General features: G+C 69.5%; 31 protein-coding genes and 1 tRNA gene. 6 read left to right on the top strand and 26 right to left on the bottom strand.

The window, feature by feature from the left end; translation table 11 throughout:
• Position 1 precedes the first annotated feature (1 nt).
• Complete coding sequence (locus tag HQK15_RS00385) at positions 2-265, bottom strand: hypothetical protein (RefSeq protein ID WP_173489475.1); 264 nt, start codon at positions 263-265, stop codon at positions 2-4.
• A 154-nt stretch (positions 266-419) separates the two neighbouring features.
• The gene (locus HQK15_RS00390) at positions 420-1,589 is read right to left on the bottom strand and encodes a glycoside hydrolase family 5 protein (RefSeq protein ID WP_173489476.1); all 1,170 of its coding nucleotides are present in this window, start codon (positions 1,587-1,589) and stop codon (positions 420-422) included.
• 122 nt (positions 1,590-1,711) lie between these two features.
• On the opposite strand from HQK15_RS00390, the gene HQK15_RS18260 reads away from it, so the two are divergent.
• The 3 genes from HQK15_RS18260 to HQK15_RS00405 are packed head-to-tail and all read left to right on the top strand — an operon-like array spanning position 1,712 to position 4,199.
• Positions 1,712-3,001, top strand: a complete 1,290-nt coding sequence (locus HQK15_RS18260; protein WP_217361304.1) for a PKD domain-containing protein — start codon at positions 1,712-1,714, stop codon at positions 2,999-3,001.
• Complete coding sequence (locus tag HQK15_RS00400; RefSeq protein ID WP_173489477.1) at positions 2,998-3,756, top strand: MotA/TolQ/ExbB proton channel family protein; 759 nt, start codon at positions 2,998-3,000, stop codon at positions 3,754-3,756. The genes HQK15_RS18260 and HQK15_RS00400 overlap by 4 nt, the downstream gene beginning before the upstream one ends.
• The gene (locus HQK15_RS00405; RefSeq protein ID WP_173489478.1) at positions 3,753-4,199 is read left to right on the top strand and encodes a DUF2149 domain-containing protein; all 447 of its coding nucleotides are present in this window, start codon (positions 3,753-3,755) and stop codon (positions 4,197-4,199) included. The genes HQK15_RS00400 and HQK15_RS00405 overlap by 4 nt, the downstream gene beginning before the upstream one ends.
• 6 nt (positions 4,200-4,205) lie before the next feature.
• Here HQK15_RS00405 and HQK15_RS00410 read toward each other — a convergent pair whose 3' ends face one another.
• The 15 genes from HQK15_RS00410 to HQK15_RS00480 all read right to left on the bottom strand — a co-directional run bounded on the left by HQK15_RS00410 (position 4,206) and on the right by HQK15_RS00480 (position 15,767).
• Positions 4,206-4,814, bottom strand: coding sequence for a TetR/AcrR family transcriptional regulator (locus tag HQK15_RS00410; RefSeq protein WP_173489479.1), 609 nt, complete (start codon positions 4,812-4,814; stop codon positions 4,206-4,208).
• Positions 4,811-6,004 carry an NAD(P)/FAD-dependent oxidoreductase gene (locus HQK15_RS00415; protein WP_173489480.1) on the bottom strand — a complete coding sequence of 398 codons (1,194 nt, stop codon included), beginning with the start codon at positions 6,002-6,004 and terminating at the stop codon, positions 4,811-4,813. The genes HQK15_RS00410 and HQK15_RS00415 overlap by 4 nt, the downstream gene beginning before the upstream one ends.
• Before the next feature lie 7 nt (positions 6,005-6,011).
• Positions 6,012-6,176, bottom strand: a complete 165-nt coding sequence (locus tag HQK15_RS00420; protein WP_173489481.1) for a rubredoxin — start codon at positions 6,174-6,176, stop codon at positions 6,012-6,014.
• On the bottom strand, positions 6,173-6,406 hold the full coding sequence (locus HQK15_RS18715) for a rubredoxin (RefSeq protein ID WP_173489400.1): 234 nt from the start codon (positions 6,404-6,406) through the stop codon (positions 6,173-6,175). Before HQK15_RS18715 ends, HQK15_RS00420 begins: the two co-directional genes overlap by 4 nt.
• On the bottom strand, positions 6,403-7,596 hold the full coding sequence (locus HQK15_RS00430; protein ID WP_173489482.1) for an alkane 1-monooxygenase: 1,194 nt from the start codon (positions 7,594-7,596) through the stop codon (positions 6,403-6,405). Before HQK15_RS00430 ends, HQK15_RS18715 begins: the two co-directional genes overlap by 4 nt.
• 160 nt (positions 7,597-7,756) lie before the next feature.
• Positions 7,757-8,653: a type II secretion system F family protein gene (locus HQK15_RS00435; protein WP_173489483.1), complete on the bottom strand. Its 897-nt coding sequence runs from the start codon at positions 8,651-8,653 to the stop codon at positions 7,757-7,759.
• Positions 8,654-8,657: 4 nt separating this feature from the next.
• Positions 8,658-9,593, bottom strand: coding sequence for a type II secretion system F family protein (locus tag HQK15_RS00440; protein WP_173489484.1), 936 nt, complete (start codon positions 9,591-9,593; stop codon positions 8,658-8,660).
• Positions 9,590-11,062: a TadA family conjugal transfer-associated ATPase gene (locus tag HQK15_RS00445; RefSeq protein WP_173489485.1), complete on the bottom strand. Its 1,473-nt coding sequence runs from the start codon at positions 11,060-11,062 to the stop codon at positions 9,590-9,592. The genes HQK15_RS00440 and HQK15_RS00445 overlap by 4 nt, the downstream gene beginning before the upstream one ends.
• Complete coding sequence (locus tag HQK15_RS00450) at positions 11,059-12,252, bottom strand: CpaE/TadZ family protein (RefSeq protein ID WP_173489486.1); 1,194 nt, start codon at positions 12,250-12,252, stop codon at positions 11,059-11,061. Before HQK15_RS00450 ends, HQK15_RS00445 begins: the two co-directional genes overlap by 4 nt.
• Positions 12,249-12,953, bottom strand: a complete 705-nt coding sequence (gene cpaB / locus HQK15_RS00455) for a Flp pilus assembly protein CpaB (RefSeq protein ID WP_173489487.1) — start codon at positions 12,951-12,953, stop codon at positions 12,249-12,251. Before cpaB ends, HQK15_RS00450 begins: the two co-directional genes overlap by 4 nt.
• 22 nt (positions 12,954-12,975) lie before the next feature.
• Complete coding sequence (locus tag HQK15_RS00460) at positions 12,976-14,085, bottom strand: TadE/TadG family type IV pilus assembly protein (RefSeq protein WP_173489488.1); 1,110 nt, start codon at positions 14,083-14,085, stop codon at positions 12,976-12,978.
• A complete protein-coding gene (locus HQK15_RS00465; RefSeq protein WP_173489489.1) occupies positions 14,070-14,471 on the bottom strand; it encodes a TadE/TadG family type IV pilus assembly protein in 402 nt (133 codons plus the stop codon). Before HQK15_RS00465 ends, HQK15_RS00460 begins: the two co-directional genes overlap by 16 nt.
• Before the next feature lie 90 nt (positions 14,472-14,561).
• Positions 14,562-14,753 carry a Flp family type IVb pilin gene (locus HQK15_RS00470; RefSeq protein ID WP_217361305.1) on the bottom strand — a complete coding sequence of 64 codons (192 nt, stop codon included), beginning with the start codon at positions 14,751-14,753 and terminating at the stop codon, positions 14,562-14,564.
• A 192-nt stretch (positions 14,754-14,945) separates the two neighbouring features.
• The gene (locus HQK15_RS18930; protein WP_173491015.1) at positions 14,946-15,116 is read right to left on the bottom strand and encodes a Flp family type IVb pilin; all 171 of its coding nucleotides are present in this window, start codon (positions 15,114-15,116) and stop codon (positions 14,946-14,948) included.
• Positions 15,117-15,254: 138 nt separating this feature from the next.
• On the bottom strand, positions 15,255-15,767 hold the full coding sequence (locus tag HQK15_RS00480; protein ID WP_173489490.1) for a hypothetical protein: 513 nt from the start codon (positions 15,765-15,767) through the stop codon (positions 15,255-15,257).
• 148 nt (positions 15,768-15,915) lie between these two features.
• Between HQK15_RS00480 and HQK15_RS00485 the strand changes: the two genes are divergently transcribed.
• Positions 15,916-16,488: an RNA polymerase sigma factor gene (locus HQK15_RS00485; RefSeq protein ID WP_173489491.1), complete on the top strand. Its 573-nt coding sequence runs from the start codon at positions 15,916-15,918 to the stop codon at positions 16,486-16,488.
• Positions 16,485-17,438: a DUF4349 domain-containing protein gene (locus tag HQK15_RS00490; RefSeq protein ID WP_173489492.1), complete on the top strand. Its 954-nt coding sequence runs from the start codon at positions 16,485-16,487 to the stop codon at positions 17,436-17,438. Before HQK15_RS00485 ends, HQK15_RS00490 begins: the two co-directional genes overlap by 4 nt.
• A 3-nt stretch (positions 17,439-17,441) precedes the next feature.
• Here the strand turns inward: HQK15_RS00490 and HQK15_RS00495 are convergent, their stop codons facing one another.
• The 8 genes from HQK15_RS00495 to HQK15_RS00530 form a co-directional block, all read right to left on the bottom strand.
• Positions 17,442-17,585: a hypothetical protein gene (locus tag HQK15_RS00495; RefSeq protein WP_173489493.1), complete on the bottom strand. Its 144-nt coding sequence runs from the start codon at positions 17,583-17,585 to the stop codon at positions 17,442-17,444.
• A gap of 180 nt (positions 17,586-17,765) precedes the next feature.
• Positions 17,766-17,838, bottom strand: a tRNA-Ala gene (locus tag HQK15_RS00500).
• 42 nt (positions 17,839-17,880) lie between these two features.
• On the bottom strand, positions 17,881-18,807 hold the full coding sequence (sepX, locus tag HQK15_RS00505; protein WP_173489494.1) for a divisome protein SepX/GlpR: 927 nt from the start codon (positions 18,805-18,807) through the stop codon (positions 17,881-17,883).
• A 104-nt stretch (positions 18,808-18,911) separates the two neighbouring features.
• The gene (locus tag HQK15_RS00510) at positions 18,912-19,562 is read right to left on the bottom strand and encodes a GNAT family N-acetyltransferase (protein ID WP_367649005.1); all 651 of its coding nucleotides are present in this window, start codon (positions 19,560-19,562) and stop codon (positions 18,912-18,914) included.
• Positions 19,534-20,031 (bottom strand): MogA/MoaB family molybdenum cofactor biosynthesis protein, encoded by a 498-nt coding sequence (locus tag HQK15_RS00515; protein ID WP_173489495.1) that lies wholly within the window; start codon positions 20,029-20,031, stop codon positions 19,534-19,536. Before HQK15_RS00515 ends, HQK15_RS00510 begins: the two co-directional genes overlap by 29 nt.
• The gene (gene moaC / locus HQK15_RS00520) at positions 20,028-20,513 is read right to left on the bottom strand and encodes a cyclic pyranopterin monophosphate synthase MoaC (RefSeq protein ID WP_367649006.1); all 486 of its coding nucleotides are present in this window, start codon (positions 20,511-20,513) and stop codon (positions 20,028-20,030) included. The genes HQK15_RS00515 and moaC overlap by 4 nt, the downstream gene beginning before the upstream one ends.
• Positions 20,513-22,099: a molybdotransferase-like divisome protein Glp gene (gene glp / locus HQK15_RS00525; RefSeq protein ID WP_367649007.1), complete on the bottom strand. Its 1,587-nt coding sequence runs from the start codon at positions 22,097-22,099 to the stop codon at positions 20,513-20,515. The genes moaC and glp overlap by 1 nt, the downstream gene beginning before the upstream one ends.
• Positions 22,100-22,104: 5 nt before the next feature.
• Positions 22,105-23,445 carry a UTP--glucose-1-phosphate uridylyltransferase gene (locus tag HQK15_RS00530; protein WP_173491019.1) on the bottom strand — a complete coding sequence of 447 codons (1,341 nt, stop codon included), beginning with the start codon at positions 23,443-23,445 and terminating at the stop codon, positions 22,105-22,107.
• Positions 23,446-23,547: 102 nt separating this feature from the next.
• Between HQK15_RS00530 and HQK15_RS00535 the strand changes: the two genes are divergently transcribed.
• The gene (locus HQK15_RS00535) at positions 23,548-24,108 is read left to right on the top strand and encodes a 5-formyltetrahydrofolate cyclo-ligase (protein ID WP_217361307.1); all 561 of its coding nucleotides are present in this window, start codon (positions 23,548-23,550) and stop codon (positions 24,106-24,108) included.
• Positions 24,109-24,124: 16 nt separating this feature from the next.
• Here the strand turns inward: HQK15_RS00535 and HQK15_RS00540 are convergent, their stop codons facing one another.
• The gene (locus HQK15_RS00540; protein ID WP_173489496.1) at positions 24,125-26,650 is read right to left on the bottom strand and encodes a penicillin acylase family protein; all 2,526 of its coding nucleotides are present in this window, start codon (positions 26,648-26,650) and stop codon (positions 24,125-24,127) included.
• Positions 26,651-26,672: the final 22 nt, after the last annotated feature.

Genomic DNA, 26,672 nt, shown 5'->3' on the forward strand with positions numbered 1-26,672 from the left:
GTCAGCCACCGGTCCCGAATCGGTAGGCGGGACGATCGGCGTCGTCAGCGTCGGCCGACGGCTCGACGGCCGCAGCCGGCTTGGACGTGCGCGCCGAGCTGCCCGGCCACAGCACGTAGAGGAGGAACGCCCCACCCAGCACGATGAGCGGCGCCATCAGGAAGCCGACGAACACCGCGGTCGACAGCACCAGGGTCGTCACAACACCGACGAACGCGGCGGGTCCGGACGCACGCGTGCGCCCGGTCGCTTCGAAGGACTCCATGGTCCGTAGCTCCCTCTAAAAAAAAGAAAAACACTCCCGCGTGCAGCCTACGGCCGACACCGGTCGTGACGATTCTTTTTATCTAGTACTTCGTGACTACTTTTCTCCGCCATTGGTCCCGAATCGCGTCGTTTGGACCCGAATGAGACGCAGATCACCTGCCGGAGAGCCCCAGGAGGTGCGAGCGGAACGTCGAGCCGTACGGAGTCGTCGGCTCGCCCGCCGGGCCGGTGATGAGTGCCATCGGGTCGTCGGCGTGGTCCCACCACACCCACGCGAGGTAGCCGATCCCCCGCTCGTCGGCCCATGCCATGTAGTCGGCGAGGTGGGGCAATCCGGGATCGTCCTGACCGATCTCGCCGGTCAGCAGCGGCACCTCGTCGGCGACCGGAGCGATCTCCGCGGCCCAGCAGGCCTCGTCCTTGCACCTCTGGAAGTTGTAGTTGTGGAAGCTCGCGACGAGCTGGTCGTCGTCGGGCCGGTGGTCGAGCCACTGGCTGAGGTCGTTGGCGTAGTCGAGCCCCGCCAGCATGATCGGCTGCTCCGCGTCCTCCCCGCGGATCGCCGACACGACGGCCGCCATGCCCTGGACCGGATAGGTACGTCCGGTCAGCTCACTCTTGTCGTCCTCGACCGGTGCCGCGCAGCCGCCGTCGCGCCAGCACGTCCAGTCGAGCTCGAACGCGTAGGACGCGGTGACCTCGTCGTAGCGCGAGTAGGGCTCGTTGAACGCGTCGAACATGACGGACCGGTCGTCGGCGTACTCGGCCGCGATCGACCGCCAGAACTCGATCGACCCCGCGTCGGGCATCGCGATGTTGCCGAACTCGTCCTCGGTCTCGCGCTTACGGCTCTGCAGGTCGAGGATCACGACGATTCGCTGCGCGTGCAGCGCATCGACGAACCTGGCCACCTCGGCCCGGTAGCCCTCGGCCGTCCGCTCGGTCTCGGCGTCGCTCACAGGTGCGCCGCGGGTGCCGAGCCAGCAGTCCTGGTTGAGCGGCAGCCGCACCGTGTCGACCGACCAGCTCGCGATGGCGGCGGCGATCTGGTCGGCGTCGGCCGCCGAGGTGATCGACGAGTAGCCCCAACCCTGCGTGCACGCGTACTCAAAGCTCGACCAGTTCACGCCGTGAGGTACCCAGGTGTCGCCCGTGCGCGCGTCGACCAGGCGGTTGCCGTCGACGCGGGGCTCGACCGGGCCACCCATGTCGGCCTTGGCGGGGACGGCGGCATCGCCGGGGTCGGTGACCTTCCATGCGACGCCGCCGGCCACGGCGGCGACGAGCAGGACCATGATCACGATCCGGGGCAGACGGCCCATGCAGGTGCTCCTCCAGGTGAGGTTCACATCGTAGGGTTCAGTGGGACCACGGGACGCCATCGCCCATTCACGGTGATAATGGAAGATGTACGGGTCCACGACCATCGGGAGGGAGATCACGCATGCGCTCGACCACACGCCGACGCACCGCGCTGCTCGCGTCGCTGGCCTTCGCCGCCACGAGCCTGGGCCTCACGTCCTCCCCGGTCGAGGCGGCTGAGTGCACCGAGGGCCCTTCGTGCGTCATCGTCAACGTGGTGAGGACGGTCGACGGCGACACCACGACGCTCTACTCAGAAGAGGTCTCGACCGCCGAGATCGCCGAGTGGTCGGACTTCGACGAGTCACGCCAGTACTACAAGCGGCGCAACGTCACAGGCACGGTCTCCGAGGGACCGCGAGTCGGCAAGAACACCGGCATCTCCCTCTACGAGCTGCTCGAGCGAGTCAATGCGCTCCACCCTGACAAGGCCAAGGCAGCGACATTCTCCGAGACGCCCAATGCCCGCAAGATCCCCTCCGTGCTGTCCGACGCCGATCTGGTCGACCCCGCCGATCCGGGCAAGGACGGCTATCCGTTCGACGACAGCCTCGCTCCGGCGGTCTACGTCTCGGGAAGTCGGATCGGTTACGTCCGACCGCTGCGAGACGCCGACAAGGACGTCAACATCACCGACATCTTCAAGGTGTCGGGCGCCCTCGAGCTCACCTTCCACACCACCGGCAAGCTCCTCGAGCCGGTCGTGAGCGTCGGGAGCACCAGCGTCGACACCAAGGCCAAGAGCGCCTTCTCGATCACCTACGCCAAGAAGCCCGGCACCCGCATCATCAAGACGCGATGGGACTTCGGCGACGGCTCGACCAAGGGCACCAAGCGCGACGAGCCCACCAAGACGTACGCCAAGAAGGGCACCTACCCGGTCTCGGTCACCGTCTACGGCGCCAACGGCTCGTACGGCCGGTCGGCACCTGTCGAGATGAAGGTCGACAACCCGCCCAAGGCGCCGAGCTCCGGCACCGGCGGGGGCACCGGCACGGGTGGCCTGGGCAGCACCGGCGGCTACGTCCCGCCCTACGACCCGGGCACCATCGACCCGCCGTCGGACGACCCGCCTGCCGAGGACGTGCCCGACGACGAGCCGACCGACGACATCCCCGTCGACGACGGGCTCGAGGAGGTCGAGGGCTACGTGCTCGCCGGCGCCGAGATCGTCCCCGGCGGAACGCCCGAGGCGATCCCCGGCACCCAGGACTCGAGCCAGCCGGCGCCCGCCACGCAGGAAGCACTCCGCAAGCGCATCGCCACCTGGATCGTCGCGGCGCTCGCGATCGCCCTGCTGGTCGGGGCCGGTGCGGCGAGTGAGACACGATGGTTCCGAACCCGACTGCACCACCTCAGGAGACGTGCATGAGCGACAAGATCTACGACATCATCTTCCGCGTCGCGGAGGTGCTCGAGCTGCCGGTGGTCATCATCACCCTGCTCGCGCTCGCCGCCGCGCTCGTGGAGGTAGGTGCGTTCATCACCGAGCTCGTCAAGCGCCGCGGTCGGACGTTCTCCGCGCTCGCCAAGGCCGGCGCCTCCGCCCGCCGCGCGGTCGACGAGCGTCGCATGGACGAGGCGTCGGCGCTCCTGCAGACGGTCGCGTGGTCCGCCCCGGTCGGCAAGGCCTTCAAGGTGCTGGTCAGCGCGGTCGACAAGCCCGGCGCCGACACGCGCATCGCCAAGGAGCTCGCCGACTTCGACTTCGGGCGTCAGGCCCGCCTCAGCCGCACCCGCCTGCTGGTGCGCCTCGGCCCCGCCCTCGGACTCATGGGCACCCTGATCCCGCTCGCCCCGGCCCTCGACGGACTCGCCCGCGGCGACGTCGACTCCCTGACCGAGAACCTGCGCCTCGCCTTCAGCATCACGGTGCTCGGCATCCTGATCGGCGTCATCGCCCTCGCCCTGTCCCTCTACCGCGAGCGCCTCTACGGCCAGGACTTCTCCGACCTTGAGTACGTCGCGGCGATCCTCACCGACGACGGGTCGGCGGCCGCCTCGATCTCGCCGGTCGCCCCCCCGGCTCCGTCACGGCCGGCCACCGCGACGACCGACACGGTCACGGTCCCGCCGCTGGTGCCGCCCGCCCCGGCCTCGGCCCCGAGGACGGACTTCTCGTCATGATCAAGGTCACCCCGCGCGCCCGGGTGCACCAGGACCGGGCCGGCGACCCGCTCGACGGCCTCGTCAACATGTTCGACATCGGCATCGTGCTGGCCGTCGGGTTCCTGATCGCGGCGCTGTCGTCGCTCGGGCTGTCCGACGCCGTCAAGGACGGCGGGCTGACCAAGCCGACGCTGGGCGAGGTCACGATCCGGCCCGGCGAGACGTTGGAGCCCGTGCCCGAGGAGGGCGTCAAGACCGTCGGTCGCGGCACGCCCGTCGGCACCGTCTATCGCCTGGCGGACGGCCGCCTCGTCTATGTCACCGGCGACGGCACCACCGCGCCGGTCACGCCCGACACGACGCCGACGGACCCGTCGGCCACTGACGGTGTCCCGACCCAGCCGACACCGACGGTGCCCACCGACCTGCCGACCGCGCCGACCCCGACGACCGCCCCCTGACGCAGCTCAGGTGCGCCGTTCGGCTCCCTCGAGAGCCAGGCCGACGATCCACGCGATGTCGGCCGCGGCCTCGCTCGGCCGCTTCGACGGCCGGGTGAGGGCCGACAGCACCAGCCGCACGACAGTCTCGACGGCGACCTCGAGCTCGGCGGGCGTGAGCGGCGTGGGGGCGTAGAGCTCCTCGATGCTCTGACGGACCACCAGCACCGCGGCCTCGACGATCTCACCGGACTCCGTCGTCAGGATCTGCAGCAGGTCGGTGTCCTGCTCCCCCGGCAGCGAGCCGACGATCGTGCGGACCAGGACGCTCTGCTCACCCAGCTCGAGCACCCCCTCGCACGCCGAGCGGATGCCGTCGACGAGGCTGCGCTCCGCGGTCATCCGGCGGCGGACGACGTCGAGGAACCGCTCGAGCTCACGCAGCGCCAGCTGCTCGGCGAGCCCGTGCTTGGTGCCGAACTCGTTGTAGACCGTCTGCCGGCTGACCCCGGCGGCCTCGCCGATGCGGGCCATCGTGACCGAGGTCCACCCGGTCGCCTCGATCATGACCTGCGCGGCGTCGAGCAGCCGGACCCGGACGGACCCCGAGGTGGTGCTGCGGACGCCCGTTGTCACGCCGACGGCTCCAGCACCTCGTCGAGCCGGGCGTGGTCACCGATCCACGCGCGGGCGGATCGCACGTCGCGAGGGCGACCGATCGAGACGGCGCCTCTCACGACCCCGTCGTCGAGGAGGTAGGCGATGAAGTCGCGGTCGGCGATCGACCCGTGGACCACCATGTCGTGCGACCCCTCGGGCCAGCCTGCGACCTGCAGGTTGGCGCCGTACTGGTCGGACCAGCACCACGGCACCTCGACGAAGGCGTCGTCGCCGCCGGCCATGACCTTGCCGACCGCCGTGCCGTGGTTCTGCGCGCCCTGCCAGTGCTCGACGCGGTGCCGTCCGCCCAGGACGCCGTTGGGCTGGTTGGCGACGTCGCCGGCAGCGAACACGCCCGGCGCCGAGGTGCGACCGCGGTCGTCGACCACAATGCCTCCGCCGTCGGCCGGCGATGCGATGACGATGCCGGCGACCTCGGCCAGCTCGACGTGGGGATCCATGCCGACCGCCACCACGACCACTGGGGCCGTCCACGTGCGACCGTCGACCGCTCGGACGTCGGTCTGGCCGTCATGGTCTTCGATCGAGGAGACCATGACGCCCGTGTGCAGGTCGGTGCCCTCGGCCCGGTGCAGGTCGACGTACATCTGTCCCAGCTCGGGCGGCAGCAGCCGCGGCAGGGGCAACGATGCCGTCTCGAGCAACGTGACGTCGCAGCCCAGGCCCCGGGCGCTGGCCGCGATCTCCGAGCCGATCAGCCCGGCTCCGACGATGACGACCGCCTTCTTGGCCGCGAGCTCATCCTTCAGCCGAGGGACGTCGGCCAGCCCGCGCAGCGTTCGGACGCCCGCCGCCTGCCACGGGCTGCGTGCGCGGCCCCCTGTGGCGAGCAGCAGGTGGTCGTACAGCAACGGGTCGCCCTCGCTGAGGCGCACCGCTCGCGCGTCGACGTCGAGCCCGACGACGGACGCTCCGAGGCGCAGACCGATGCCCTGCTGCTCGTACCACTCGGCCTTCTTGATGCGGATCTCGTCGGCCGACTTGTCGCCACGCACGATCTCCTTGGAGACCGGCGGACGACGGTAGGGCAGCTCGGGCTCCTGACCGATCAGGTCGATCGTCCCGTCGTAGCCCGCTGACCGCAGAGCGGCGGCGGCGCTGACGCCGGCGATGCCGGCTCCGACGATGACGGTGCGGTGGGTCATCGAGCGTTCAGAGCTCCACCATCACGAAGTCGGCCTTGGCGGCACCGCAGTCGGGGCACGTCCAGTCGTCGGGGATGTCCTCCCACTTCGTGCCGGGCGGGATGTTCTCCTCCTCCCACCCCTCGGCCTCGTCGTAGACGAACCCACACTGCTGGCACTCCCAGCGCTTCATGCCTGATCTCCCTTGGTGCGTGTCTCGGCGGCGATGATGTTGCCGTCCTGGTCGTTGTGCTCGAACTCCTCGATCGGCAGGAAGTCGACCTGCTCGCGCACGCCGCAGTCGGGGCACGTCCAGTCAGGATCGATGTCCGCGAACGCGGTGCCGGCCGGCCAGCCCTCGCGCGGGTTGCCGTGCCCCTCGTCGTAGACGTACTCGCAGTTGGGGCAGATGAACTGGCTCACGCAGCCACCTTCCCGTAGGTGCGCTCGTACTTGTGTGCCGTGCGCGGGTGCAGGTTGGTCTTGGAGAGGTCGCCCTCGTAGTGGTCCATCACCTTGTGATCCATGACCCTCCTCCACACCTGCGGCACCCATGTCAGGACGATCATGCCCGCATAGCCCGTGGGCAGGACCGGCGCCTCCTTGAAGTCGCGGAGCGCCTGGTAGCGACGCGTCGGGTTGGCGTGGTGGTCGCTGTGGCGCTGCAGGTGGTAGAGCAGGACGTTGGTGCCGATGTTGTTGGAGTTCCAGCTGTGCGACGGGTTGACCCGCTCGTAGCGGCCGGACTCGAGCTTCTGACGCTTCATGCCGTAGTGCTCGAGGAAGTTGACCGACTCCAGCAGCCAGATGCCGGCGATGGCCTGCAGGACCAGGTAGGGGAAGATCTCCCAGCCGAAGGCGACCATCAGCGCGCCCCACAGGACGACGGAGAACGCCCAGGCGTTGAGCACGTCGTTCTTGAGCGACCAGTGCGACTTCTTCAGGCGCTCGAAGCGCTTCTTCTCCAGCTCCCAGGCGCTCGTGAGGCTGCCCCACATCGTGCGCGGCATGAACTCCCAGACCGTCTCGCCGAGGCGTCCGCTGGCCGGGTCCTCGGGCGTCGCGACGCGGACGTGGTGGCCACGGTTGTGCTCGATGAAGAAGTGGCCGTAGAACGTCTGCGCGAGGGCGGCACGGGCGAACCAGCGCTCGTACTCCTCCTTCTTGTGGCCGAGCTCGTGGGCGGTGTTGATGCCGATGCCGGCCACCATGCCCAGGCTCAGGGCCAGACCGATCTTGGCCGCGATGCTCAGCGGCTCGTCGATGCCCGGCAGCGTGCCGCCACCCAGCAGGTAGGCGCCCCAGACGAAGCCGGCCACCTGCGCCGGGATGAACGCGTAGGTCACCCAGCGGTAGTAGCGGTCGTCCTCGAGCTGCTCGAGCACCTCGTCGGGCGGGTTCTCGCCGTCACGGCCGGCGATCATGTCGGCGATCGGGACGACGACGAACAGGAAGAACGGTCCGAAGTACCAGACCAGGGTCGAGCCCGTCAGGGAGAACAGGCCCCAGATGCTCACGGGGATCAGCGGCACGATGGCCCCGATGATCCACAGGTAGCGCTTCCTGTCGCGCCACTGGATGACCGTCCCGTCGACGGTGGCTTCGATCGTCATGATGTTCCTCCTTGCGCACCCTGGGAGGAGTGCTTTACATCAAGGTAGCGAATGTAAAGTGATGTGGCAAGGGTCACCCGAGAAGTCTGGCCCGGGCATGGCACCGCGGACAGGGCCGGTGGCCGCGTCCGCGATGTCATCCCGAGAAGGTATGGATGGGCTACATGGCGTCACCGAGCGCGAGGATGGCCGGGGTCAGGATCACCATGAACAGCACCGGCATGACGCAGGTCAGCATCGGGAAGAGCAGCTTGACCGGCACCTTCTGCGCCGTCTCACGCGCCCGGGCGCGACGCTTGTCGCGCATCTCCTCGGCCTGGATCCGCACGACGCCTGAGATCGGCACGCCGAACTCCTCCGCCTGCACGATGCTCTTGGTGAACCGCTTGAGGTCGTCGACGTCGTTGCGGCTCGCCAGTGCCAGATAGGCGTCGCGGCGCGAGACGCCGAGGTTCATGTCCTGCACCGTCCGCACGATCTCCTCGCCGAGCGGACCACGGTTGTTCTGCCCGACCCTCGACAACGCCGACTCGAAGCCCATGCCGGCCTCGATCGAGATCGTGATCTGGTCGAGGATGTCGGGCAGGTCGTACATCATCCGCTTCTGCCGCTCGACGGCCCGGCCGTTGACGATGATGCCGGGCGCGAAGTAGGACACGACCACGATGCCGGCATAGACCAACCACCACATCGGCGAGTCCATCTTGGCGGCGAAGGAGTAGCCCAGGAGCGCCACGAGAACCGGGGCGACCACCTTGGCGACGATGATCATCGGCAGCGCGGCCGAGGTCTTGCCCGCCAGACCGAGATCGCGCTCGAGCTTGGCGATCGCACCCCGGGTCACGAAGACCCGCAGGATGCCGAGCTCGGGGTTCTTGGCGGTCAGCTGCTTGGTCCGCGCCGCCTGGTCGGCCCCGGGCGCCTTGGCCTGCATCGACTGGATGCGCGACTTGATCGTCCGGCGCGTCGAGGGCTGGAAGTCAAGCACAGGCACGAGCGCGCCGATCGCCAGCACGAGGCACACGATGCCGAGCAGCAGGGAGGCTCCGGGACTCATCGCTTCACACCTTCACATTCACGATGGCGCGCATCCACACGCCGCCGACGGCGAACAGGAACGCGGCGATCCCCAGGACGATGAAGCCCGTCGAGCCCTGGAACAGCGGCGCCATGTAGCCCGGGTTGGAGACGGACATTCCGAGTGCGACGAGGACGGGAAGCACCATCAGGACCACCGCCGACATGCGTCCCTCGGCCGACAACGTCCTGACCTCGCGCAGGATCTGGTTGCGCTCGCGGATCGTCGCGCCCACCTTGTCCAGCACCTCGTTGAGGTTGCCGCCGGTGTCGCGCTGCACCGCGACCGCTTCAGCCACCCAGCGGAAGTCCTGGCTGTCCATGCGGTCGGCCGTCGTGTAGAGCGCCTCGACCAGGTCACGGCCGATGCGGTTCTCGTTGACGATGCGGGCGAACTCCTCCGACGTCGGCGCAGGCGCTTCGCGCGAAGCGGTGTCGAGCGCCCGCGCCAGGCTGTGACCCGCACGCAGCGCCGAGGCGATCATCTGCAGCGACTCGTCGAGCTGCTCACCGAAGGCCGTGCGACGCTTGCTGCCGCGGCTGCGGAGCACGACCTTGGTGATGATCGGCACCAGGACGGCCAGCACGAGGCCGACGAGGACGTGGCCGAAGAAAGCGGTGCCGAGCAGCAGCGCGACGAAGCTGAGCGTTGACACCAGCACGACGAGCGACCCGGCCGTCATGCGCAGCGACGCCATCTCGATCTCGGCGGACGGGAACGGCACCCAGCCGCGGCGCTTCAGCACCGAGTCCACCAGCGCAACCAAGCCCTCGGAGAGGGCGTTCAGCTGCGACTTGGGCTCGGCGCCGACCGGCCGGCGCCGCGACAACGCCACCTTGCCGACGCTGGGTGCGAGCACGGCGTACGACGTCAGGCCCAGCGCCATCATCGTCGCCGTCAGGCCGAGGAACAGGGTCATCGCGGCACCCCGATCTCGTTCTCGCCCCGCGGCACCGCACGACGCTCGCGCCGCAGGCCCTCGTAGGCGTCGACCTTCGACATCGTCGACATGAAGCCCTCGGGCGAGAACGGGATGCCGTACTCCTCGAACTTGTCCATGAACCGCGGCCGGATGCCGGTGAACTTCGGGACCCCGAGGAAGCGCCCCTCGGAGTCGGTGCCCGCGCCCCAGTCGAACAAGAAGATGTCCTGCAGCACGACGGTGTCGCCCTCCATGCCCAGCACCTCGGTCACGTGCGTCACGCGGCGCGTGCCGTCGCGCATGCGGGTCAGCTGCACGACCACGTCGACCGCCGAGGCGATCTGCTCGCGCACCGCGCGCAGCGGCAGGTCCATGCCGGCCATGAGCACGAGCGTCTCCAGACGCGAGATCGAGTCGCGTGGCGCGTTGGCGTGCACCGTCGACAACGAGCCGTCGTGGCCGGTGTTCATGGCCTGCAGCATGTCGAGCGTCTCGCCGCCACGGACCTCGCCGACGACGATGCGGTCGGGCCGCATGCGCAGCGAGTTGCGGACGAGGTCGCGGATCGTGATCTCACCCTTGCCCTCGATGTTGGGCGGCCGGCTCTCGAGGCTCACGACATGGTCCTGCTGCAGCTTGAGCTCGACCGCGTCCTCGATCGTGACGATCCGCTCGTCCCGCGGGATGAACGACGACAAGACGTTGAGCAGCGTCGTCTTGCCGGTGCCGGTGCCTCCCGAGACGATGATGTTGAGCCGGGCCTGCACGCAGGCGTTGAGCAGCTCGGCCATCGGCTCGGTGATCGACTTGAACCGCACGAGGTCCGACACCTGGTAGGGAGTCTCGGAGAACTTGCGGATCGTCAGGGACGACCCGTGGACGGCCAGCGGCGGGATCACGGCGTTGACGCGCGATCCGTCCGAGAGGCGGGCGTCGACGAGCGGGGAAGACTCGTCGATGCGACGACCGACGTTGGCGACGATGCGCTCGATGACCCGGCGCAGGTGCTCCTCGGACCCGAACCGGAGACCGCTCTCGATCAACCGTCCTCCCCGCTCGACGTAGATGCGCTCGTGACCGTTGACCATGATCTCCGAGACCGACGGGTCCTGGAGCAGGCGTTGCAGCGGACCGAGGCCGAGCGCGTCGTCCTCGATGTCACGGATGAGGCGCTGACGCTCCTCGATGCTCAGCAGCAGCTGCTCCGACCCGACGATGCGGGTCAGCTCGTCGCGGACGAAGTCCTGCAGCTGCTCCTCGGTCAGGGACGCATCACTGATGCGGCTGCCGATGCTCTCGAACAGCGAGTCGATCGCTCGCGACTTCACCGCTGCGAGCGCGTCGACCTGCGGAGTCTCGACCTCCTCGACCACGCGCTTCTGGGTGGGCCGTGGGCGCGAGTAGCCGTCGTCCTCCGGCGGACCGTTGAGGCGGGCCGACTCCAGACGCTCGCTGAGGCTGCTCATGACAGGGCCAGGCCCTTGTGGGCGAACGACGGCTTCTTGGAGGTCGACTCACCCTCGAGCCGCTTCACCACGTTGTTCATGGCCTTGGCCGCCGGGCCGCCCTTCTTCTCCATCAGCACGGGCACCCCGCGGTTGGCCGAGAGCGACACCTCCGGCGCCCGCGGCACCACGACGTTGACCGGCAGGCCCACGACCGCCTCGACGTCGCGGACCGAGAGTCCCGACTGCCGATCGGCGAAGTTGAGCACCAGGTGACGCATGCCGGGCAGGATGTTGAGCGTCGCCAGCACCTCGATCTCCTTGCGGATGTTGCGCACGCTCGCCACGTCCATGCTCGACACGAAGACGGCGTCGTTGGCCTCCTCGAGGGCCGCGAGCGTCGGCTCGTCGAGGCCGGCACCGGTGTCGACGATGACGTAGCGGAACTGCGACGCGAGCGAGCTCAGCAGCTCGCGCACCTGCTTGGGGCCGACCTTGTCGGCGGCCGCAGGCGACTCCGAGCCGCACAGGGCGTAGAAGCCGGCCGGGTGCGCCGTCAGGAAGGTCTTGAGCAGCAGCGTGTCGAGACCACCCTGGTTGGCGAAGACGTCCGCCAGCGAGTGCGCGGGCTTGAGGTCGAGGTGTGTCGCGACGTCACCGAACTGCAGGTCGAGGTCGACCAGCACCACGTCCATCGGAGCGCGCCGCGCGAGACCCACGGCCATGTTGACCGCGATGGTCGACTTGCCGACACCGCCCTTGGGCGAGGCCACGACGACGACGCGGCTCTCGACGACCCGCTCGGTCGTCTCCTCGGTCGCACGACGGACCGTGCGGCGCGAGGCGTGGTCGTGCGCCTTGAGGAGCATGATCCGGTACTCCTCGTCGCTGGCATCGGGCGCCAGCACGTCGCGGATGCCCGACCGCATGGCCTCCAGCATCACGTCGGTCGTCGGCTCGGCGACCAGGACCACGGTGATCTGGGGGTGCATCGCGTCGAGCAGGCTCGCGAGCGACATCGCGGTGTGGCGGCTCACCTGCGGGCCGAAGACGACGATGTCGGGCAGGTGGTCCTCGACCATCAGCCCCCTGATGTCGAAGTCCGACCGGTCGACGACGCCCGCGGCGATCGGGACGAGAAGGTTGCCGGGGAACTGTCCCAGCCGGTACTCCAGGCCGCCGTCGCCGCCGAGGAGGAGGATCCTGCTCATTCGATCACGTCCTTCGACTCGATCTGTCGTGAACCAGTGGTGTCGGTCTGCGAGTTCTGCAAGGTCAGCCAGACCTTGCCGAACTCGGAGGCGTTGATGAGCTTCTGCGCGTCCATCGGCTTGACCGCGAACGTGACGAGCACCGGGACGCCGGCCTCCTCGGCGCCGACCTTGCTGAGCACCGAGTTCGAGACCCGCGTGACGAGCAGGTTGTTCTTGACCACGTTGGTGTAGCCGCCATCGTTGCCCTGCTTGGCATAGCTGACGACGACGCCGACCCGGTCGCCCGCCTTGACGGCACCCGTCGCGACGCGCGGTGCGGAGAGGGCGATGCTCACCTCCTGCATGCCGGCCGGAAGAGATGACGACTTGCCCTTGCCCGTCAGGGCGCCGAAGCGTGACGGCAGCAGCTGCTCGCCCGGCTTGAGGCTGACGTTGGTCGACAGGCCCTTGACCGAGTCGAGGCTCGTCAGCGCACCCTCGGCACGCACGGCCACCGGCACCTTCTTGGTCTGCACGGCGGTCGTGATGCGGCTTGCCGGCGTCTCTGCGGGGATCTCGGTCTTGACGACCAGCACCTCGACCATCTTGGCGTCGGCGAAGGCCCTCTCGTCGGCGCCCTGGGCGTAGCTGATCATCGCGATCACGCCGATGACGGCGAGCAGTGCGGCACTGAGGAGTGCGAGCAGCTTCTTCTTCACGGTTCTGTCCTTTTCTCCACGACTAGTTCGTCAGTCGGGTGGCGAGCTTGACCCCGCCGAGGTCGGGGGCGGCACTGTCATAGGCGAAGACCTGCTCGGGGTCCTGCACGACCGAGCGCACGAAGTAGCCCTGGATGCCCTGGCAGGTCAGCGTCAGGATGTTCAGGCAGCTCGGCGTGGCCGACGGGTCGTTCTTGGCGTTGCCGGGCTCCTGCCAGCCGGTGATCTTGAACGGCGCGAAGCCGACGATCCGCAGCGTGATGGACGACGAGAGCACCGTCAGCGGCGAGTAGGACTCGTAGATCGGCATCATCGCGATCGTGCCGAGCTTGAGCTTGTTGACGCAGGCGGTCGGCGCGATGACCGGTGTGACGGCCGTGACCAGCATCGTCGTGAAGATCTTGACCTTCATGTTGCACAGCGACATGTTGCTGATGTCGAACAGGTCGAGTGCGTCGATGAGCGCCGTGAGCCAGACCGCGCCGTTGCTCATGTTCAACGTCTCGCCCGTGCTTCCGGTGCAGGTCGAGGCCGGGAACCAGTTGGTGAGCGGCAGACCGAGCAGGTTGAGCGTCGCGATGAGGCCCTTGAGCGTCGCGCTCAGCAGGTCGGTACGGATCAGGATGTGGTTGGTGGCCGGGAACTGGTTGGCCTTGTACTGGCAGTAGCCGACCGCCATCGGCAGCAGTGGATAGCCCTCCTTGGGCGCGCGGTCCCACGTCGCCGTGGCGGAGACGGTGGCCGTCTTCGACCCGACCCCGATGGCCTTCGCGAACGAGAACGGCATCGTCTTGGTCGACGTCACGGTGACCGAGGTCGACGACGGGCCGATGGTGCCCACGACGTTGGCACTCGCATCGCTGATGTTCTGGCCCACGACGAAGTTGGCGGTCGACTTCGGCGCATTGCCGTTGGCCGAGTAGCACGTCGTCCGATACAGCGCGCAGTCCTGGGCGATCGCGAGCGCGGCGTTGTCGGTCGCGGTCTGCAGCTTCTGGCGCTGCACGTAGGCGTTGCCGACGTCGACGCTCATGCCGACCGCGGCGATCAGCGTCGTGGTCAGGAGGCCGACGAGCACGGCGGTCACGCCGCGCTCGTCGCGGCGCTTGCGGAGCTTCAGGTTCCACTGCATCGCGCTACCGCCTTTCCTGTCACGGAGTAGGTCGTTCCGAAGAACTTGGTGGCCGTCGCCTTGGCCGAGTTGGTGATCGTGACCGTCACGTTGCCGAAGGTGCCGTCACCGGCCTGCGAGCACGAGCTGTAGCCCGACGTGTAGGTGATGACGGGGGTCAACGTGCTCGGCATGCCGGCGTTGACGGCGGCGGTCTTGGCCTTCGCCGCGTTGTTCTCGATGGTCATCGAGCGGGCGGCCGCGAAGGCGGCGTTGTTGTACTGGGCTGCGGTCTTGTATCGCTCACCGAAGTCGATGACTCCGCAGATCAGCAGCAGCAGGAACGGGACGATGAGCGCGAACTCGACAGTGGCGACTCCGCGGCTGTCCCCACGTGGGGTGCCCATGATGGGTGCCGAAACCACGTCACGCCGTGAACCCGGGGATTCACGGCGTGACCACAGCGCCCCGAGAGCGCCGCGTGGTTGTCCTCGGACCTACAGGCTGATTCCGCTGAACAGACCGTTGATCTTCGGGCCCAGGACGGCGAGGGCCGCGACGACGAGGACGGCGATGCCGGCCGCCATGAGCGCGTACTCGATGGCGGTCACGCCGTCCTCCTTCTTGCGGGACTCGGCGGTGACGGCGAAGGCGGTGATCACGGCGAACATCTTGGTGAAAGCAGACATCTTGGTTACTCCCTCTAACATTTAAGTCGCCCGGTCGAGCGACTCTCCCTGCCAAGAAATGTAGGGGGGACCTAAGTCCTTGTCGAGCGGTTTCCCATTTTGTTACGGGTGGTTTTTTCCTAGTCCTCTCGGACTATGGACACTCCCTCGGGGCAGGAGGAAACTCGCGAGCTCCCGACCCGGTCGCCACTGTCAGATCGACCCGAAGACCGCCAAGATCTTCGGGCCGAGACCCACCACTCCAGCTGACACCAGCACTGCAATGGCAGCGCATATCAGCCCATACTCGATCATCGTCATGCCAGCCTCTTCCCGATCGGCCGACGTCGTCCACCGCTGGTACACCTTCGTCAGGACCCTCATTCCTGTCACTCCCTCATCGTGCTGCACGACCCCGATACTCCCTCTCACGACGGTAGCGCCGCAGCACTTCACCGCGCCGCGATTCCGCAACAATCGTCGGGACCACAGTCCCGGACCCCCGGGATCCGCAGCGGTCGCCTAGCCCCGCAACGCCGGCTGCAGCCTCTCGACGCCGACCAGGACGATGTCCTCGGGCGAGATGCAGGTCTGCAGCACGACGTCGGCAGCAGGCAGGTTCTTGACCTTCGCCTCGCCGCGGCGATCCGTCCCGATCTCGGTGACGACATAGGTGTCGGCCTCGACCCCGGCTCCGTCGAGCTGCACCGTGTCGCCGAGGCGCAGCCGCGAGATCCAGGCCGAGCCGCCGCAGTAGTCGTGCTCGGCGACCAGCACCGGACGGTCGTCGCCCAGCGCCACGGCGACGGGGCCCGCGCACCGGTCGAGGGCAGCGGTCGACCCCGCCAACGAGGTCTCGACGACGGTCGTCCTGGCAAAACGAGGCGGGGCAGGCGAGGCGGAGGAGCTGGTGATCTGCACCGGATCGAGCCGCGCTCGTTCGATTGCGCCGACCGACGCAGTCGTCGTCGCCGTGCACGCCGACAGGACGAGGATCGCGGCAGCCGAGCCGATCGTCGCCAGTGCGCACTGCATGTCCACCTCCGGGTCGTCCGGCCACTCTACGTCCGGTCCGGCTGTCACGGATCCTGAACTCGATCGCGCCGATCGCGAGACGATGGGGCCGATCCGGACATCTGTGAGCAAGGGGTGCCCCGCCCCTCGCACAGATCGGAGCCGTCGCATGAGTGCGTCGACCATCCAGGACAGCCCGCCCACCGGCGACCGCGAGCTGCTCAACCGCGCGGCGTCAGGCGATCGCGGCGCCTTCGGGCAGCTCTACGACCGGCACGTCCGCCCGGTCTACTGGCAGGCCTTCGCGGTCGTGCGCGACGCCGCCGAGGCGGAGGACGTCACCCAGGACGTGTTCGTCACGACGTGGAGCAAGATCCGCACGATCACGGTCGTCGACGAGTCGGTGCTGCCGTGGTTGCTGGTGACGGCCCGCTTCACAGCGCTCAACGCCCGTCGTCGCGGCCAGAGGACGGCCTTCCGCGAGCTCGATCCCGACGTCTCCGCGGGACCCACGGTGGAGGACGAGATCGAGGCAGGGCTGGTGCGCGCCGAGATCGACAAGGCCACCGCCGCGCTCACACCGGTGGACCGCAGGCTCTACGAGCTCTGCGTCGCCGGCGACCACACCTATGAGATGGCGGCCCGCGAGCTCGGCGTCAGCCATGCCGCGGTCCGCAACCGCATCTCACGACTCCGCACCCGGCTCCGGGCCGACCTGCGATCCATGAGGGAGACATCATGACCACACCCACGCTCGACGACGACCGCATCGACGCGATGCGTGCCGGTGTGATGCACGCGGTCGACCGCGACATCTCGCGCCGCGGCCGCCGCATGCGCTCCACGATCGGGCTCACCGCGGCCGGCGTGCTCGTCGTCGGCCTGGGCGGCTTCACGGTCTCTGCGATCCAGCAGGGCGCGGGGTCGGAGTCTGCCGGCACCAGCTCGAGCGCCTCTGATGCACGCTCCGGGGCGGGCGTCGCCTCCGAGGACGCCGCGGCGGCGCCCGGCCGGCTCGACGAGTCCGAGCCCACCGACCAGGACCGCCAGGTCATCACCACCGGAACCATCCTTGTCACCGTCACCGCTCCGCGCGACGCGGCGGCCCGGCTCAGCACCTTCGTCGAGGGCCTCGGAGGGCGGATCGACAGCCGGTCCGAGAACGGTGCTGGGGAGGACGCGAGCGCGTCGCTGCAGGTACGGGTGCCCGCCGGGCAGGTGTCAGCCACGATCGCACGGCTGGAGAAGCTCGGCACCGTCGACGACGTCTCGCTGCAGAACGATGATGTGACGTCGGTGGCGAAGGATCTCGATGCCCGCATCGACGCCCTGCAGATCTCGGTGGACCGCCTGCAGGCCATCCTCTCGGCCGCCGACACCAGCAAGGACGTCATCTCCGCCGAGTCGGCCCTGACCCAGCGTCAGGAGCAGCTGGAGAGCCTGCAGGCAGAGCGGCGGTCACTGGCCGGACAGGTCGAGCTGTCGACGATCACGATCGACCTCGCGCAGGAGCGGCAGGTCGACTCGGCCGAGCCCGGCGGATTCACCGGTGGCCTGCGCGACGGCTGGAACGCACTGGTCGCGACGGTCAACGCCGTCGTCGAGGTCGTCGGCACCATCCTGCCCTGGGCCGTCATCGTGCTGGTGCTGCTGGCAGCCACCCGACTCGTCGCCCGGCGGACACGCCGCTGAGGCTCAGGCGACGGCGGGCACCTCGGCCTGCTCGGTCGGCTTGAGCGCGCCGCACGGGCAGGACGTCACGTAGCACGGGATGCCGGGGACGTAGTCGTCCTGCAGCGTCGTGATGGTCCACTGATGGTCGTGGGGTCCACGCATCATCTACCTCGATCCCCAGGCGGGCACTCCCTCGAGACCGTCTGTCTCCTCCACTATGCGCCGCGGATCGGACAGAATCACGCCGCGCGAGCAAGTGGGGACGTTGTGCCCGGCCTGTGGCAGGACCGGCCCGGCCCGGGCATGCAGCAGGCCCGACCGGATCCGGTCGGGCCTGTGGGTGGGTGGAGCATAGGAGATTCGAACTCCTGACCTCTTCGATGCGAACGAAGCGCGCTACCAACTGCGCCAATGCCCCATGCACTCCACGTGCGAGTGCTCCGCAACTTTATCAGGCGGCTCAGTGGCCGACTGCGCGGCGTTCGTCTCCCGCGTCGTCGACCCGCTTCGGCAGCTCGACGTCCTCGCCCTCGATGTGCCCCGAGGTCCAGGTGTTGGGCTGCGAGAAGTCGATCGTGCGGACCGTGCGACCCGCGCGAGGCTTGGTGACATAGGTCGGCAGCGTGACCGGCAGCGGGTCCCAGAGGGCCTCACCGCTCGACGACACCGACGGCACCGCGATGACGATCTGGTCGTCGAGCGCGTCGGCCTCGAGGTCGACGGTCTCCATCTGGTGCTTGCGACCGGGGTTGATGTCCTCGAACTGCCCGGAGACGATGATCGTCTGCTCCTCGTCGGCGGTCGGAGCCTTGACCTTGCTCGCGGACTTCGCGGACTTGGCGGGCTTGCCGACCTTGGCAGACGTGGCGATCTTGCCGATCTTGAGCGACGAGCGGATCTTGGCCGGGACAGCAGCCGCAGCGCCAGGCGCTGCGCTGCGAGTGATGCCGAGCTCGCCGCGCACCTGCACCCGGCAGGCGACGAGCCAGGCGGCGATGAGGACGACGGGACCGGCGACGACGAGCTGCGGGACGACACCGACCACGGCGAGCAGCCCCACCAGGGCGAGCAGTCCGATCAGCGTCAGGAGCGTGCGGCGACGACGACGTGCTGCGAGTCGCGCAGCGGGACGGTCGAGGCCGCGGGCCGGCGACGGGGCGCCGGACGGGGCGGCTGTCGCGGCGACCGGCTCGGCGGCCGAGGGAGACGGCACCGAGGCGGTCGCGGCCTTGGGGGCGGGCTTGGAGATGACGCGGCCCAGAGCGCCGGAGGTCTCGACCGAGGCGGTCTTGCTGGCGTCGTCGTAGCGGCGGAGGGCAAGCGGAATGAAGTACGCCGCCCACACGACGACGACGAATGCGATGATCAACCCACTGCTCGGACCCACGGTCAAAACGGTAGGCCGTCACAGGCCCGTTGCCCCGCACCCGTGACCGTGTGTCGCCTGAGAACTTGTGTGACGGATGGGACTCGACTGCCGGGGCCCTGCGATCAGGCGGAGCCGGGGCCGGGGTCGGCGGGACGCAGCCGCGCGAGCAGCCCGCCCGGAACGTCCTCGGCGAGGATCTCGAACACCCGGTGGTCACGCCACTCCCCCGCGATGTGGAGGTAGCGCCGGGCGAGACCGACCTCGAAGAAGCCGAGCTTCTCCACGACCCGCAGGCTCGCGGCGTTCTCGGGACGGATCGAGATCTCGACGCGGTGCAGCCCGACCGTGCTCAGCAGGTGGTCGCAGACCAGGGCGACCGCCGTCGGCGTGATCCCGCGACCGGCATGGCTGCGGGACACCCAGTAGCCGAGATTGGCCCAACGGGCCGATCCCCACGTGATGCCGTTGACGGTCAGCATGCCGACGAGCTCGCCGTCCCACGTCAGCGCGAACGGCATCGTCTGCCCGAGCCGGGCCCGACGCCGCAGCGTGCCGATCATGCCAACGTACGACGTCGCGGCGCTGCCGGCCTCTCGGGGCAGCGTGGCCTCCCACGGGCCGAGCCACGCGGCGTTCTCGGTGCGCAGACGCGCCCAGGCACGGGCGTCACGGCGTCGCAGCGGTCGAACCCCGATCGATCCGTGCCGCAGCTCGACCGGCCAGCCGGGGCTCAGCCGACACCCCTCATAACGCGCTCCGCGGGTGGTCGCCACCCTGCAGCTGGTCGACGGCGTGCGGGAGGATCTCGGCGAGCACCGCCAGACCGTCCTTGACGCCCCCACGGGAGCCCGGGAGGTTGACGACGACCGCAGAGCCCGCGACGCCGGCCAGGCCGCGCGAGAGCGCCGCGGTGGGCACCCCCGCCGCCGTGCCCCGGGCCCGCATCGCCTCGGCGACACCGGGGAGCTCGCGGTCGATCAGCGGACGGGTCACCTCCGGCGTGCGGTCGGTGGGGTTGATGCCGGTGCCGCCCGTCGTGACGACCGCAGCGACGCCGTCGGCCAGGGCAGCGGCGATCGCCGCGCCGACCGGCTCGCCGTCGCCCACGACGACCGCGTCGCCCACGGTGAAGCCCCAGGCGGTGAGGGCCTCGACGATCAGGGGGCCCGTCTCGTCCTCGTAGATGCCGGCCGCGGCGCGGTTGGACGCGACGACCACGGCTGCCCTCGGCGAGCTGCTCATCGGTGCCAGTCGCCGCTCTTGCCGCCGGACTTCGCGACGACCTCGATGTCGGTGATGCGGGCGAGCTTGTCGACGGCCTTGACCATGTCGACCACCGTGAGCGCGGCGACGCTGACGGCGGTCAGGGCTTCCATCTCGACGCCGGTGCGGTCGGCCGTGCGGACCGTGGCCCGGATCAGCACGACGCCCTGCCCCTCGGGCGTGACGTCGACCTCGAGATCGACCTCGACCCCACCGATGGCCAGCGGGTGGCACAGGGGGATCAGGTCGGGCGTGCGCTTGGTGGCCATGATGCCGGCGATGCGGGCCACGGCCAGCGCATCACCCTTCGGCACGCCCTCGCCCCGCAGCAGCTCGACCACCGTCACGCTGATCTCGACCCGTCCCCGGGCCGTCGCGGTGCGGGCGGTGACGTCCTTGGCCGTCACGTCGACCATGCGGGCGGCGCCGGACTCGTCGACGTGGGTCAGCCGTTCGGACACTAGAACGGCCTGTCGAGCACGAGCGTGCGAACCGTGTCGCCCATGTTGAGGGCCGTCTGGTCCTCGCCCACGATGATCAGCGCGTTGGCCTTGGCGAGTGTGCCGATGAGGTGCGAACCGGCACCGGCGAGCGGAGTGACCTTGGCGCCGCGGTGGGTCACCTCGAAGACACCACGGACGTACTGACGCACGCCCGGCCGGGACCGGATGTCGGACGCGAGCACGGCGTGGACCATCGGCCGGCGGTAGGGCGTGCGCCCCATCATCCGCCGGATCGCCGGCAGGACGAACACCTCGAACGAGACGTAGGCCGACACCGCGTTGCCCGGCAGCGTGATGATCGGCGTCTGCTCGTCGAAGACCCGACCGAAGCCCTGCGGCTTGCCGGGCTGCATCGCGACCTCGTTGAACTCGACGGTGCCGAGCGCCGACAGGGTCTCCTTGACGACGTCGTGATCGCCCTTGCTGATGCCGCCGCTGGTGACGACCAGGTCGGCGCGCACGAGCTGCTCGGACAGGACGCGCTGGAAGGTCCGCGGGTTGTCGTCGACCGCGCCGACCCGGTAGCAGATGGCACCGGCGTCGCGGATCGCCGCGGCGAGCATGTAGCTGTTGCCGTCGTTGATCGAGTCGTAGTCGAGGTGGGTGCCGGGCTCGCGCAGCTCGCTGCCGGTCGAGATCACGACGACACGCGGGCGCGGTCGGGCCTTGACGCGCGGCGCGCCGAGCGCGGCGAGCAGGCCGATCTCACGGGCGCCGAGCACCGTGCCCGCAGGCAGGACGGTCTCGCCCGTGGAGACGTCGTCACCCTTGGGTCGGATGCGGTCGCCGCGCTTGGTCGACGCGAAGATCTGCACGCGGGCGTTGCCCCGGTCGGTGTCCTCGTAGGGCACGACCGAGTCGGCGCCGCGCGGGATGGGTGCACCGGTCATGATCTTGACCGCGGTGCCCGCGCTGATCGCGAAGGGCCTGGCCGAGCCGGCCTGGATCTCGCCGACGACGGGCAGGGTGACGGGATTGTCGGGGCCGGCGAGGGCGACGTCCTCGGCGCGAACCGCGTAGCCGTCCATCGAGGAGTTGTCGAACAGCGGCAGGTCCATCGGCGCCACGAATGCCTCGTGCAGCGGCAGCCCCAGCGACTCGACGAGGGGCTGGTCGTAGGCGGCGAGCGGGCCGATGCCCCGCAGGATGCGCTCGAGGTGGTCCTCGACCGTCAGCAGGCCCTCACGGACGCTCGACGGTCGGGGACGGGCCGGCGGCGTCGACGGGCTCGGGGCGGCGGGCGACTCGGCCGGCCGGGTCGGCGGGGTGGACTCGGCCTGGGTCTGGGGCTGGGCCGGGCGCTCCGCCGGGGAGGCAGGCGGCGAGGGCCGCTGGTACTCCTCGGCGTACGTCGTCGACGGCTTCGGGCGCAGGAAGTCGGGCTTGGACGGCGGAGCGACCGGCTGGGTCAGCTCCTCCTCCCCTGCCGTGCCCGGCGCGGACGACGCCCGCTCGGGTGCAGGAGGAGTCGTGTCGGTGGGAGCCTGGGGATCGATCGGCAGCATGTCCTGCTCCGAGCCGTCGCCGGTTTCTCCTGTCGACATGTCGATCAGCCTAACCGCGACTCGGCAGCGACGCTCTCGGCCGCGCCGGTGTCGTCCAGGCTCACGTCGCCACGCACCACGACGCCACGCCCGAACCGCCAGTCGCCCCGAACGGTCAGCGAGGTCGCGTCGGACAGCGACGGCGGTGACGGGATGCGCGCGTCGAAGGCTGCAATGGTCGTGTAGAACCGGCGGTCGAGGTCGACCAGCGGAGGCGTGCGGACCGTGGCCCGCACCCGGAAGTCGTCGCCGACGCCATAGACGTCCGACCGCAGGAGCAGCAGGTCGTTGGTCGTCTTGACCGGCAGGAAGCGGGAGCGGTCGACCTCGATCGCCGTCGCGCCGTCGAAGACCTCGACCGCGGCACCCATCGCCGACTCGATCTGCACGACCGGGGTCGACGTGGGGTCGGTCGGGTCGACCGTCTTGGCGTTGCGGATGAGGGGCAGCCCGAGGATGCCGTCGCGCGCCTCGAGGGTCGCCTTCATGACCTGCAGGTCGAACCACAGGTTGTTGGTGTGGAAGTACAGGTGCTTCTGCGGGTCGGCGGCCGCTGCGGCGTCCTCGTCGAGCGTCTGGGCCGTCTCGCGCAGCACCAGCCGACCGTCGCTCCGGCGGACGACGATGTGGCCGCCCTTGACGTCGGCCGGCGTGCGGCGGCACACCTCGGCGGCGTAGGGGGCACCGGACGCGGCGAACCAGCCCATCATCTGCGGGTCGGGCGCGGCACCGAGGTTGTCGGCGTTGGAGACCGTGGCGTAGCGGTAGCCGGCGGCCAGGAGTGCGTCGAGGATGCCCGACACCTCGAGCGCCGTGTAGAGGTCGCCGTGGCCCGGCGGGCACCACTCCAGCGACGGGTCGTCGGGCCAGTCGACCGGCGTGAGGTCGTCGGCGCGCAGCTTGGGCTCGCGGTTCTGCAGGAAGTCCAGGGGCAGGCCCTCGACCTCGAGGTCGTCGTACTTCGCCAGCGCGGCCAACGTGTCGTCGCGCGTGCGGAAGCTGTTCATGAACAGCAGCGGCAGCGTCACTCCGAGCTCGGCGCGCACGTGGCGCACCTGACCGGCGATGACGTCGAGGAACGTCAGGTCGGGCCGTACGGGGAGCAGCGTCTTGGCCCGGTCGAGACCCATCGACGTGCCGAGGCCGCCGTTGAGCTTGATGACCGCCGTGACCGCGGCCGCGGCTCGACACTCCTCGTCGCTGAGGGCGATCGCGCCCGCATGGTCGATGCCCGTGAGCGGGTCGACGTCGGCCTCGGCGATCATCCCCGTGGCACCCTGCTCGAGCTGCTCGTAGAACGACGCGAACACGTCGATCGCGCGCTGCGGCACACCTGCGTCCGTCATCCGCTGTCGTGCCTGCTCGAGTCCGCTCACGAAGCCTCCCTGGTTCCGTCGCCGGTGTTCCGACGCCCGGTCTTCCGGCGCCCATAGGTTAGCGTCAGCCGCGTGACGAAGGCACAGGTGCGCGCCGACCTGATCGGGCGGAGGCGGTCGATGACGTCCGTCGAGCGTGCCGAGGCGGCCGAGGCGATCGCCCTCCACGCGCTCGCGATCCCGCTCGTCGCGCGCGCCCGTCGCGTCGCCTGCTACCTCTCGATGGCCTCCGAACCAGGCACCGAGCCGACCATCGCAGCGCTGCACGCGCGGGGCACCGAGGTCGTCGTGCCGATCTCGCTCGCCGACCACACGCTCGACTGGGTCGTGCACGACCCCGACGCCCCGCTCAGCACGTCCGCGCTCGGCATCCGGGAGCCCGACGGCCCTCGCCTCGGCGCCTCGGCCCTGCAGACGTGCTCCGCCGTCCTTCTGCCGGCGCTCGCCGTCGACCACGCCGGGCACCGCCTGGGTCGCGGGGCGGGCTACTACGACCGCGCCCTCGCCGACGTCACCGCACCGCTGTGCGCCGTCGTGTTCACCCACGAGCTGCTGCCCGAGGTGCCGCACGAGCCGCACGACGTTCCGGTGCAGATGGCCGTGACGCCGTCCGGCCTGTTCCGCGTGCCGTAGCCCGCAGCGGACCGGCTCAGTCCGTTCCGCTGGGCTCCAGGGTCAGCGTGTCCTCGGTCGCAGCCTCGACGTCCTTGGCGCTGAACGCCCACGGCAGGGTCTTGCCCTGGGCCCACAGGCCCTGCTGGTCGACGTAGTGGTCGTGGAACGCGTGCCCGGAGCTGCCGGTCAGCTGGATCCAGCGTGAACGATCGAAGTCTCCCAGGTCGACGATCATCCGCATCGACGGCACCGCCGTGACCTCGTAGCCCTCGGTGGCGTCCCAGCTCGTCGCGTCGACGATGCCGCTGCCGCCGCTGACCGGGTAGGGCCCGCGGTTGAACAGCCGGTCGACCAGGCCGATGCCGGAGTCGCCGAGCGTCGGGTTGACGAGCTCGAGCTTGTGCATCGTGCCCCACCGCCACTGGCTCGGGTTGCGGGACTGGATCATCGTGAGCTCGTCACGAGCGTCCTCCATCGCCTGGGCGAGCACCTGGTCGCGGGTCTCGCGGGTGCTGGACGTCGTGACGTCGTCCCACCAGTGGTTGCCGGGACGGTCGAGGATCGAGCTCACCACGCTGAACCACCGCTCGCCGCCGTCGGGCCACTCCGACTCGGGCAGCTCGTCGTGGAACGTCAGCCTGAGCAGGTTGCGCCACACGGCGTTGAAGTAGGCGGCGCCCGGCGAGTCGGCGTCCTGGTCGTAGTCCCAGCTCCTGAGCGTCGCCTGGCCCTGGCGGTAGTAGCGGCTGCCCAGCTCGACGTCCAGCAGCTCCGGGACGAGGCGTGCGGCGACGGCGCTGTAGGTGTCGTTCTGGATGCGCGCCATGTCGGCGACGCCGAGGCCCTGGCCGGACGCGGCGGTGCCCGCCTCGATGAGGTCACGGATGCGCTCGGAGCGATAGCCCTCGGCGGTGTCGGCCCCCAGGAGCACCGGGTACTGGTCGCCGATGACCTTGTTGTTGGCCGTGACGATGAAGCCCTCGTCGGGGTTGTAGACCGTCGGCAGGGCGTCGAACGGCACCGATCCCTTCCACCCGTAGGACGGGTCCCAGCCCGGGACCGGCCAGCGCCCGTCGCCCTTCTTGCGGATCGGGATCGTGCCGGGCGACTGGTAGCCGATGTTGCCGTCGACGTCGGCGTAGACCAGGTTCTGCGACGGCACCGTGAACAGCTTCGCGGCGGCCCGGAAGTCGTCCCAGTCCTGCGCCCGGCCGAGTGCGAAGACAGCCTTGATCGTCGGCTCGGGCTTGAGCGCGGTCCACTGCAGGGCGACCTCGTAGGAGCCCTCCTCGACCGTCTTCTGCTCGCTCGTGCCGACGTCGGCGAGGTCGTCGTCGAGGTCGGACAGGATGGGACCGTGGCGGGTCGACCGCACCGTGATGGTCTCGGACTCGCCACCGGCGACCTCGAACGTCTCCTTGCGGGTCTCCAGCGGCACCTGCTTGCCGGCGTACTCGTAGGTGCTGCCCGTGACCTTCTCCAGGTAGAGGTCGGCGACGTCGGCATACATGGTCGTCACGCCCCACGCGATCTTCCGGTTGTGGCCGACCACGACGCCCGGGAGCCCCGAGAACGAGAAGCCGGCGACGTCATACGGGCACGCCTCGCTGACGGTGCGGCAGTGCAGGCCGACCTGGTACCAGATCCCGGGCATGGACGGCGCGAGGTGCGGGTCGTTCGCGAGGATGGGCTTGCCGGTCGTCGTGTGGTCGCCGTCGACGACCCATGAGTTGGAGCCGATGCCGTCGCCGGTGCCGAGCAGCGCCGGCAGCGCCTCGGCGCCCGACCTGGCCTTCTTCAGCGAGGCCACCGCGGACCGGGCCAGACCTGTGGCGGTCGGCGGCGCCTGGGCGACGTAGCGGCCGTCGGCCACGGTGCCCTCGTCCCCCACGATCGTGTGGTGGTCCTTCGGGTAGTCGGGATAGAGCTGCTCGACCTCGGGCACCGTCAGCTTCTCGGTCGACAGCACGCGGGAGATCTCGTCGCTCATGTTGCTGCGCAGGTCCCACGCCATCGCCTTGATCCAGGCCAGGGAGTCGGCCGCGGTCCACGGCTCGGGCGTGTAGCTCGGCCCGGTCAGGCCCAGCACGGCGTACTCGAGCGACAGCTCGGACCCCGAGCGACGGTCGATGTAGGAGTTGACGCCGCGTGCGTACGCGTTGAGCAGGCCCAGGGTCGTGTCGTCGAGGAGGGCCAGCTCCTTCTCGGCCACACGACGCCAGCCGAGCGTGCGGACGTACTTGTCGGTGTCGAGCGCGGCGTCGCCGACGAGCTCGGCCAGACGGCCGGACGTCACGTGGCGGCGGAAGTCCATCTCGTAGAAGCGGTCCTGCGCGTGCACGTAGCCCTGGGCGAGGAACAGGTCCTCGGGGGTGTCGGCGTAGATCTGCGGGATGCCCAAGCCGTCGCGCTTGACCTCGACGCTGCCCTGGAGGCCCGTGATGTCGACCTCGCCCGTCGTGTCGGGGAACGACTTGCGGACCGTGACGAACGAGAACACCGCCACCCCGAGGACCAGCAGGGCGAGCAGTCCGGAGATGACGATCAGGATGCGGCGCACCGAGTCATTCTCACCCACCGTC

This window comes from Aeromicrobium stalagmiti (genome assembly GCF_013283745.1).
In the GTDB taxonomy this organism is placed as follows: Bacteria; Actinomycetota; Actinomycetes; order Propionibacteriales; family Nocardioidaceae; genus Aeromicrobium; species Aeromicrobium stalagmiti.